Raw genomic sequence first — 8,106 nt, forward strand, 5'->3', positions numbered from 1 at the left:
CTCTCCCTACCCTCTCCCTCTCTTCCCCCGGCCTTCGCCGGGGTCGGGGGAGAGGCGACCACGCAACACACCGTCACCAAGCGTGTTTTGGCGGGGCGCGGCGGCGCATGGCATGAGCCCCGCCATGATTCCGTTCATCGACCTGCAGGCCCAGCGCGCCCGTCTCGGCCAGCCGCTGGAGGACGCGATCCTCAAGGTGGTGCGCTCGGGCGCCTACATCATGGGCCCCGAGATCGCCCAGCTCGAGGCCGCGCTCGCCGCCTTCGGCCAGGCACCCCACGCGCTCTCCTGCGCCTCGGGCACCGACGCCCTGGTGCTGCCGCTGATGGCCTGGGGAATCGGCCCGGGCGACGCGGTCTTCTGCCCGTCCTTCACCTTCGCGGCCACGGCCGAGGCCGTGGCGCTGGTCGGCGCCTCGCCGGTGTTCGTGGACATCCTTCCGGACACCTACAACCTCGATCCCGCGACGCTGGAGGCCGCCATCCAGGCGGTGAAGGCGCAGGGCACGCTCGTCCCGAAGGCGATCATCGCCGTCGACCTGTTCGGCCAGCCGGCCGACTATCCGGCCATCTTCGAGGCGGCTCGGCGCCATGGCCTGAAGCTGATCTCGGACTCGGCCCAGGGCTTCGGCTGCGCCTTGAACGGCCAGCATCCGATCCACTGGGCGGACGTGACCACCACCAGCTTCTTCCCGGCCAAGCCGCTGGGCTGCTACGGCGACGGCGGGGCGGTGCTGTCGAAGGACGCGCGGCTTCACGACCTGCTGGTCTCCCTGCGCGTCCACGGCCAGGCGGTGAAGTCCGACCTCGAAGGCAAGACCTTCGACCACGACCCCAAGTACCTGAACATGCGGGTGGGGATGAACAGCCGGATGGACACGATCCAGGCCGCGGTGCTCCTCCAGAAGCTGACCATCTTCGCCGATGAGATCGGGGCCAGGAACCGGGTCGCCGCCCGCTACGCCGAGGGCCTTTCCGACGTGGTGGCGACGCCGCAGGTGATCGACGGTGGCGTCAGCGTCTGGGCCCAGTACACCATCGAGACCGACGACCGCGACGGCCTGGGCGCGGCGCTGCGCGAGCAGGGCGTCCCGACGGCGGTCTATTATCCGATGCCGCTGCATCGCCAGCCGCCCTACGCGGCCTGTCCGCAGCCGGGCGGCCTGCCGGTCACCGAGGCGAAGGCCGGCAAGGTCATCAGCCTGCCCATGCACGCCTATCTGGAGCCCGACGTGCAGGACCAGATCATCGCGGCCATCCGCAACCACGTGAAGCGGAACGGCTAGACGCGCCGCCCTCCGGCGTGCGATCCATCCTTCAAACAACTGTTTGAAGGAACGCCCATGGCTCGTCTGTCCGGCAAGACCGCCGTCATCACCGGCGCCGCCAGCGGCATCGGCCGCGCCGCCGCCAAGCTCTTCGCCTCCGAGGGCGCCAGCGTGGTCATCGCCGACCGCGCCGAGGCCGTGGCCGAGACCGCCGAGGCCATCACGGCGGCCGGCGGGCGCGTGGTCGCCCTCGTGGGCGACGCCGGCGACGAGGCCTTCGTGAAGGGGCTGGTGGACCGCGCCCAGGGCGATTTCGGGAGCCTGGACGTGTTCTGGGCCAACGCGGGCATCTCGGGCGGCTTCACGCCGCTGGAGGAGCAGACGCCCGACTACTGGGCCGAGATCCTGCGGGTAAACCTGATCGGCGCCTTCCTGGGCGTGAAGCACGCCTCGGCGGCGATGATCCCGGCGGGCAAGGGCTCGATCATCTGCACGGCCTCGGTGGCGGGCATCCGCTCGGGCGCGGGCGGGCCGGCCTATTCGGCGTCTAAGGCCGGCGTCATCAGCCTGGTGCAGACCGCCTGCAACGAGCTCTACGGCACGGGCGTGCGGGTCAACGCCATCGCGCCCGGCCTGATCGAAACCGGCATGACCAAGCCGATCTTCGACGGCGCCCGCGCGCGGGGCAACGAGGACAAGATCGGCCAGCTCAACCCGCTGACCCGCTACGGCGTCCCCGAGGAGATCGCCCGGGCCGGCCTGTTCCTGGCCTCGGACGACGCCTCCTACGTCAACGGCCAGACGCTTCCCGTGGACGGCGGCCTGTCGTCCTCGCACCCGGTCGTGCGCCGCAAGCGGTGATCCTGCTCCTGCGCCATGGCGAGACCGAGTGGAACGTGGCCCGGCGCCTTCAGGGCCGCAGCGACTCACCCCTGACCGAGCGCGGACGCCGGCAGGCCCGCGCGGTCGCCTCGCTGGTCGCCGACCTCGTGGCGCGGGAAGCCGGCGCCTGGCGCCTGGTGTCCAGCCCGCTCGGGCGCGCCCGAGCGACGGCCGCGTTCGTCGCCGCGGCCACCGGGCTGACGATCGAGACCGACGACAGGCTGATGGAGGTCGACTGCGGCGCGTGGGAGGGCCGCGACTGGACCGAACTCGTCGGCCGTCCCGGCGAGCCGCTGCGCCGCGCGCGGATCTTCGACGCGCCGGGCGCGGAGAGCCACGCCCAGGTCCGGGCGCGGCTGGAGGACTTCCTGGCCACCCTGCCGCCCGAGCCGGACCGGCGGGCGATACTGATCAGCCACGGCGTGACGGGGCGCGTCCTGCGGGCGATCTACATGGGGCTGCCCAGCGACGCGATGCTCGACCATGACGCGGCGCATGAGGCCGTCCACCGTCTGCAGAACGGCCAGGTGGTCCGCTTCGACTGCGAGCCGATCGACTGACGCAATTCCGCCGCGACGCAGGCTAAGCTGCCCGGCATGCATCGCGCCGTCCTCGCCCTCGCCCTGCTCGCCTCCGCCTGCGCCTCGGCGCCGCCGAAGGCCGCGGCCCCGCCGCCCCCGGCCGACCCGTACCTGGCCGTCATCCTGCCGGCCGCCAGGGACGCCGCGCCGGAGGCCAGGGCGGGCGTCGCCAGCGACCGGATGCGGCGCTGGGTCTGGAGCCTGGCCGCCCCGCCGGCCGCGCCCGAGCCCCAGTCCGGCTGGCTGGCCGAGGGCCTGGGCGATTTCCTGGCCATCCGCGCCCGCCTTCGCGCCGGCTTGGCCACGCCCGAAGACGCCGCCCACGAGCTCGACGCGGCGCTGAAGGCCCATGACGCCGCGCCGGCTGCGCCCAGTTCGGCCCGCGCCCTCCTGCTGGCGCTCAAGTGGGACGAGGAAATCCGGCTGAAGGCGCCGGGCCGGGACCTCGACGACGTGATCAAGGCCGCCCACGACCGCCGCGCCCTCGCGCCCGCCGAGACCACCGGCTTCCTGGACCGGCTCATGAACGCCGCCTGGGGCTCGGTGCAGCTCAACCTGCGGCAGGATGTGGCGCGCCACGTGGCCGGCCGCGAGCGCATCTCCCCGCCCGAGACGATGTTCGGCGGCTGCCTGCTGTCGACCGTCACCCTCACCCACGGCTTCGACACCGGCTTCGACGCCCAGGGCTCGCTGGCCACGAAGACGGTGCGCGGCGTGATCCGGAACGGCCCGGCCTGGATGAGCGGCCTGCGCAACGGGATGAAGCTGGAGAGCCTCGCCTTCACGCCCGGCGACACCAGCCACGAGGTGGTCGCCAGGTTGGTCGACGCGCGCGGCCGCAAGCGGACCATCCGCTACTGGCCCTACGGCGACGAGGACCGGGAAATCCGCCGCATCCAGCTCCGCTCCGGCATGACGCCCGAGGAGACCGCCGCCTGCGGGCGGACCATCGCGGGGCTGTAGCCCGGCGGGGGTTCCGCGCCGACGGCGCTTCGGGGTAGAAGCCCCGCAACTCCACCTTCAACGCTTCCCGAACGGACGATGGCCGGACACTCAAAGTTCAAGAACATCATGCACCGCAAGGGCCGCGCCGACGCCGCCCGGTCCAAGCTGTTCTCCAAGCTCTCCCGCGAGATCACCGTGGCGGCCAAGTCCGGCCTGCCCGACCCCGACATGAACCCGCGCCTGCGCCTGGCGGTCCAGAACGCCAAGGCCGAGTCCATGCCCAAGGACAACATCGACCGCGCCATCAGGAAGGCCGCCGGCGGCGACGCCGAGACCTATGAGGCCATCCGCTACGAGGGCTTCGGTCCGGCCGGGGTCGGCGTGATCGTCGAGGCCCTGACCGACAACCGCAACCGCGCGGCGGCCAACGTCCGCTCCATCTTCACCAAGAACGGCGGCAACCTGGGCGAGACGGGCTCGGTGTCCTTCATGTGGGACCGGGTGGGCCAGATCGAGTACGGCCCCGACGCCGGCTCGGAAGACAAGGTGATGGAGGCCGCCATCGAGGCCGGCGCCGACGACGTGGAGTCCGACGAGGACGGTCACACCATCTGGACCGCCTTCGACGCCCTGAACGAAGTGGCCCAGGCGTTGGAGGCCGCGCTCGGCCCCGCCAAGGCCACCAAGATCGCCTGGCGGCCCAAGACCATGACGCCCGTTGAGGGTGACGCGGCCGCTACGCTCATGAAGCTCATCGAGGCGCTCGAGGACGAGGACGACGTCCAGAACGTCTACTCCAACGCCGACATCTCGGCCGAGGAGCTGGAAAAGCTGGCGGGCTGATGGCGCGGCGGCCGAAAGACGACCCGCGTGTGACCGACCTTCGCCGCTACCGCAAGGCCCGCGAACAGGCGAAGCGCCGGCCGCCGCCCCGGCCGCCGGGGCAACGCATCCTGGGCTCCAATCCGCACGCCGCCCGCATCCTCGTCATCGCGGCGCTGGTCCTCCTGGCGCTCTGGCTCCTGCCCGCCCTCATCTGACGCCGGGGGCGGCCCGGAAAGACCGGCTTGGCTTCGAGCTTCCGGTATGGCCTGATCGGGCCAACCAAGAGGGGGGAAGCACCATGCGTCTGAAGATCGCGCTCGCCGCCGCCGGCCTCGCCGCCGGGTTGGCGGGGACCGCCCATGCGGGCGAGTACGTCTCGATCGTCCAGGAGACGGCGGTGAACGCGCCAGCCGAGACGGTCTGGAAGAAAGTCGGCGGCTACTGCGACATCGGCGCCTGGCTCAAGGCCACCTGCGAGATCACGCAAGGGACCGACGGCGAGGTGGGGGCGCTGCGCAAGATCGCCGGACGCATCGAGGAGGTGCTGGTGGCCAGGACCCCGCTCTCCTACACCTACGCCGACATCGACCCGAAGATCCTCTACCACGGGACCGTCGAGGTCCGGCCGGTGGACGCGAAGACGTCGAAGATCGTCTACACCCTGTTCTACGACCAGGCCTCGATCCCCGCCGAACAGCGCGACGCCAACAAGGCCCGCCGCACGCAGATGTTCGCGGGCGTGCTGCAGACCATGAAGGCCCAGGCAGAGACGCCGTAAGGCCTGTCAGCGCTTCTGGAGGTTCTTCCGCAGGATCGCCAGGATGATCAGGGCGAAGCCCGCGAACCGAAGCAGGTAGACGGTCCCCTGGTCCTCGCGCGGGATGTTGAAGATCACAGGCGCGGCCTGGTTGGCGGCCAGCAGCACGAAGGCCACCGCGAAGGTCAGGAACAGCGGGTCGCGCGAGCGACGCCAGAACTTCAGGAAGAAGACGGCGGCCACCAGGAAGCCCAGGGTCAGCGCGCCGCCGAAGAAGCCCAGGATCAGCGGGTCGATCACTGCTCGGCCTCCCAGATGAAGCCGTAGACCAGCACGCCGATGGCGAGCAGGGAGGCGGCCTGGCGCCAGGGCCAGAGGAAGACGTTCGGGAAGATCACCATGTCGGCCACCAGGAAGAGGTTGTTGATGGCCAGGAAGACGAAGCTGGTGGCCGTCCACAGCAGCAGGCGCGAGCGGCTCTGTCGCCAGGCGCGAAGGAGCAGGCCGGCGCACAGCGCGCTGGCCAGGAGGCAGAGGCCGTAGACCAGGCCGGGTCCCAGGTCCGTCATCACTTGTCCCCGCGGAACTTGAAGGCGTCGGCCAGGCCCTGGATCGGGTCCACGGGCCGGGCGATCAGGTTGACGATGGCCACCGGACGCTCCCGGTAGGCCTGCTCCAGAAGGCCGGCCAGGGCGTCCAGCACCGGGCTCGCCGGGGCGTAGCGCCAGCCGTCGTCGTCGTCGCGGATGACGAGCCCGCTGCGTTCGAACCGCGCGAGGTTGTCGCCCACCAGCGTCGTGCTGGCGCGCAGTTCCCGCACCAGATCGGCCGCGGGCCAGCGGCGCTCGGGATCTCGCTTCAAGAGCAGCAGCAGCTCCAGCGCCCATACGGAGCGCACGTGCTCGCGCACGAAGCCTGCAAGTTCCGGATCCTCGGCCAACGAAAGCTCCCCCGGGGGGCGAGCGACGTTCCTCGCCGCGCACCCCTGCCGGCCCCACGGGACCGGCTACCTTCCGGGCGAAAACGCCCCGACCCCGGCCTGGTTCCCCGGAAACGCCCCATAGCCTCGGGCCATGCGGGTGAAGCCCGGGCCGCCGATTGACCCCCGTGCGCGCGCGGACGAGCTTGCGGACCGTCGGATTTCAAGGACCGCTCCCGCATGCGCACCCTCGCCGCCGCCCTCGCCCTGATGCTCGTCGCCGGCGCCGCCCACGCCCAGCCCCTGACCAACGTGCAACCCACCAGCGCGGGCGCCGACCAGACCGAGGCCCTGCACTTCGCGAACGGCCGCATCCATCAGGCCATCGGCTTCGGCAACACCTACATGGTCACCACCAAGGGCGGGAACGTGATCGTCGACACCTCGATGCCGGGGCCCGCGGCGCGCCACCACAGGCTGCTGACCGCGGTCTCGGATGCGCCGGTCCGCTACATCATCCTGACCCACGCCCACGGCGACCACGCCGGCGGCGTGCCGCTGTGGAAGGGGCCCGCCACCAAGGTCGTCGCCCAGGCCCACCAGACCGAGTTCCTGGACTACCAGACCCGTCTCGCCGGCTTCTTCGCCTATCGGAACGCCGCCCAGTACGACAACACGGTGCGGCGGCGGCCGGGCGCCGCCAGCCCCGGCAACCATGCCGGGCCCAAGGTGGCCGACATCCTCTTCGAGAAGGAGACGACGCTGAAGGTGGGCGACCTCACCTTCCGGCTGATGGCCACGCCGGGCGAGACGCCCGACCACCTCACGGTCTGGATTCCCGAGCTGAAGGCCGCCTTCGTCGGCGACAACTTCTACGGCTCGTTCCCGAACCTCTACACCCTGCGCGGCACCGAACAGCGCAAGGCCCTGGAGTACGTGGACTCGCTGAACAAGGTGCTGGCCCTGAACCCAGAGGCGATCTTCCCCAGCCACGGCGAGCCCGTGGTGGGCGCCGAGAAGGTCCGCGCGGCCCTGACCCGGTACCGGGACGCCATCCTCTATGTCCACGACGCCACGGTGCGCGGGATGAACGAGGGCCAGGACGTCTTCACCCTCATGAAGACGATCAAGCTGCCGCCCGAGCTGGACGTGGGCGAGGGCTACGGCCAGGTCGCCTGGTCGGTGCGCGGCATCTACGAGGGCTACGCCGGCTGGTTCGACGGCGACCCGGCGACCATGTACGCGGTCTCCCCCGCCGAGGCCCAGGCCGAACTCGCCAGGCTGACGGCCGGGGCGGGGCCGATCGCCGCGCGGGCGGCCGAGCTGAACGCCCAGGGCCAGCACGCCCTGGCCCTGCGCCTGACCAGCGCGGCGCTGGCCGTGGAGCCCGCCAATCCCGCCGCGCTGGCCGCCCGCCGGGACGCGCTGAAGGCGTTGTTGGCCAGGTCCGGCAACTCCAATGAGAGCGGCTGGCTGAACGCGGCGCTGCGCGAGGTGGAGGCGGCCGGAAAATAGCCGGAGGCGGACCTTTTCCCGATTCGACCGCTCCGCATCGGCTGGGCTAGAACTCCGCCCGAGACCGGCCAAGAACCGGCCAGGACCCGGGGGGAGACGCATGCAGCGGCGGAAGGTCGACAGGGCCCAGCGGATGCGCGCGCGCCGCATCTGGTGGGAGCGCAACGGCGCCTTCGTGCGCGGGGCGGCCACCGGCGCGGTGCTGACCGGCCTCGGCGCCTGGCTGCTGCAGATGTTCCTGTAGAGCGCGATCCGCAGGCGTGGGCGCGGTCTTGCGATCGGATCGCGCTCAAGGCTCTAGGACCAATCCACATTCAGGATTCCCATGCCTGAAAGGTGCTGAATCAATCGGTCTCCGGGTTTGTGATTCGGAGCGGGTTGATGAGCGTGAAGCGCTACGAGCTGAGCGGGAAGC

The 8,106-nt window shown here is 71.2% G+C and carries 12 protein-coding genes; 9 read left to right on the forward strand and 3 right to left on the reverse strand.

All coding sequences use genetic code 11. The annotated features are described in order from the left end of the window. The first annotated feature begins 112 nt into the window (after positions 1-112). From ACK4TT_RS08100 to ACK4TT_RS08130, 7 genes are all read left to right on the forward strand, one after another. Complete coding sequence (locus ACK4TT_RS08100) at positions 113-1,285, forward strand: DegT/DnrJ/EryC1/StrS family aminotransferase (protein WP_410212772.1); 1,173 nt, start codon at positions 113-115, stop codon at positions 1,283-1,285. Between the two features lie 57 nt (positions 1,286-1,342). Further along, the gene (locus ACK4TT_RS08105) at positions 1,343-2,128 is read left to right on the forward strand and encodes an SDR family NAD(P)-dependent oxidoreductase (protein ID WP_409635351.1); all 786 of its coding nucleotides are present in this window, start codon (positions 1,343-1,345) and stop codon (positions 2,126-2,128) included. Beyond that, positions 2,125-2,709: a histidine phosphatase family protein gene (locus ACK4TT_RS08110; protein ID WP_409635354.1), complete on the forward strand. Its 585-nt coding sequence runs from the start codon at positions 2,125-2,127 to the stop codon at positions 2,707-2,709. Before ACK4TT_RS08105 ends, ACK4TT_RS08110 begins: the two co-directional genes overlap by 4 nt. Positions 2,710-2,745: 36 nt before the next feature. Then, positions 2,746-3,693, forward strand: coding sequence for a hypothetical protein (locus ACK4TT_RS08115; protein ID WP_409635357.1), 948 nt, complete (start codon positions 2,746-2,748; stop codon positions 3,691-3,693). A 78-nt stretch (positions 3,694-3,771) separates the two neighbouring features. Further along, positions 3,772-4,518 (forward strand): YebC/PmpR family DNA-binding transcriptional regulator, encoded by a 747-nt coding sequence (locus ACK4TT_RS08120; protein ID WP_409635360.1) that lies wholly within the window; start codon positions 3,772-3,774, stop codon positions 4,516-4,518. Between the two features lie 29 nt (positions 4,519-4,547). Beyond that, a complete protein-coding gene (locus tag ACK4TT_RS08125; RefSeq protein WP_409635363.1) occupies positions 4,548-4,715 on the forward strand; it encodes a hypothetical protein in 168 nt (55 codons plus the stop codon). Between the two features lie 83 nt (positions 4,716-4,798). After that, entirely contained in the window at positions 4,799-5,278 is a 480-nt protein-coding gene (locus ACK4TT_RS08130; protein ID WP_409635366.1) for an SRPBCC family protein, read from the forward strand. Between the two features lie 6 nt (positions 5,279-5,284). Here ACK4TT_RS08130 and ACK4TT_RS08135 read toward each other — a convergent pair whose 3' ends face one another. From ACK4TT_RS08135 to ACK4TT_RS08145, 3 genes are read right to left on the reverse strand one after another with little or no spacing between them, the layout of a single operon-like run. Beyond that, entirely contained in the window at positions 5,285-5,557 is a 273-nt protein-coding gene (locus ACK4TT_RS08135; protein ID WP_409635369.1) for a DUF5985 family protein, read from the reverse strand. After that, entirely contained in the window at positions 5,554-5,826 is a 273-nt protein-coding gene (locus ACK4TT_RS08140) for a DUF5985 family protein (protein ID WP_409635371.1), read from the reverse strand. Before ACK4TT_RS08140 ends, ACK4TT_RS08135 begins: the two co-directional genes overlap by 4 nt. Further along, positions 5,826-6,197 carry a hypothetical protein gene (locus tag ACK4TT_RS08145; RefSeq protein WP_409635374.1) on the reverse strand — a complete coding sequence of 124 codons (372 nt, stop codon included), beginning with the start codon at positions 6,195-6,197 and terminating at the stop codon, positions 5,826-5,828. Before ACK4TT_RS08145 ends, ACK4TT_RS08140 begins: the two co-directional genes overlap by 1 nt. A 219-nt stretch (positions 6,198-6,416) precedes the next feature. On the opposite strand from ACK4TT_RS08145, the gene ACK4TT_RS08150 reads away from it, so the two are divergent. Together ACK4TT_RS08150 and ACK4TT_RS08155 are read left to right on the forward strand one after the other, a co-directional pair. Continuing rightward, entirely contained in the window at positions 6,417-7,691 is a 1,275-nt protein-coding gene (locus tag ACK4TT_RS08150; RefSeq protein WP_410212773.1) for an MBL fold metallo-hydrolase, read from the forward strand. Between the two features lie 100 nt (positions 7,692-7,791). Beyond that, positions 7,792-7,935, forward strand: a complete 144-nt coding sequence (locus ACK4TT_RS08155; protein ID WP_409635380.1) for a hypothetical protein — start codon at positions 7,792-7,794, stop codon at positions 7,933-7,935. Positions 7,936-8,106: the final 171 nt, after the last annotated feature.

Origin of the sequence: Phenylobacterium sp. (genome assembly GCF_046463815.1) — a bacterium.
Classification (GTDB): domain Bacteria; phylum Pseudomonadota; class Alphaproteobacteria; order Caulobacterales; family Caulobacteraceae; genus Phenylobacterium.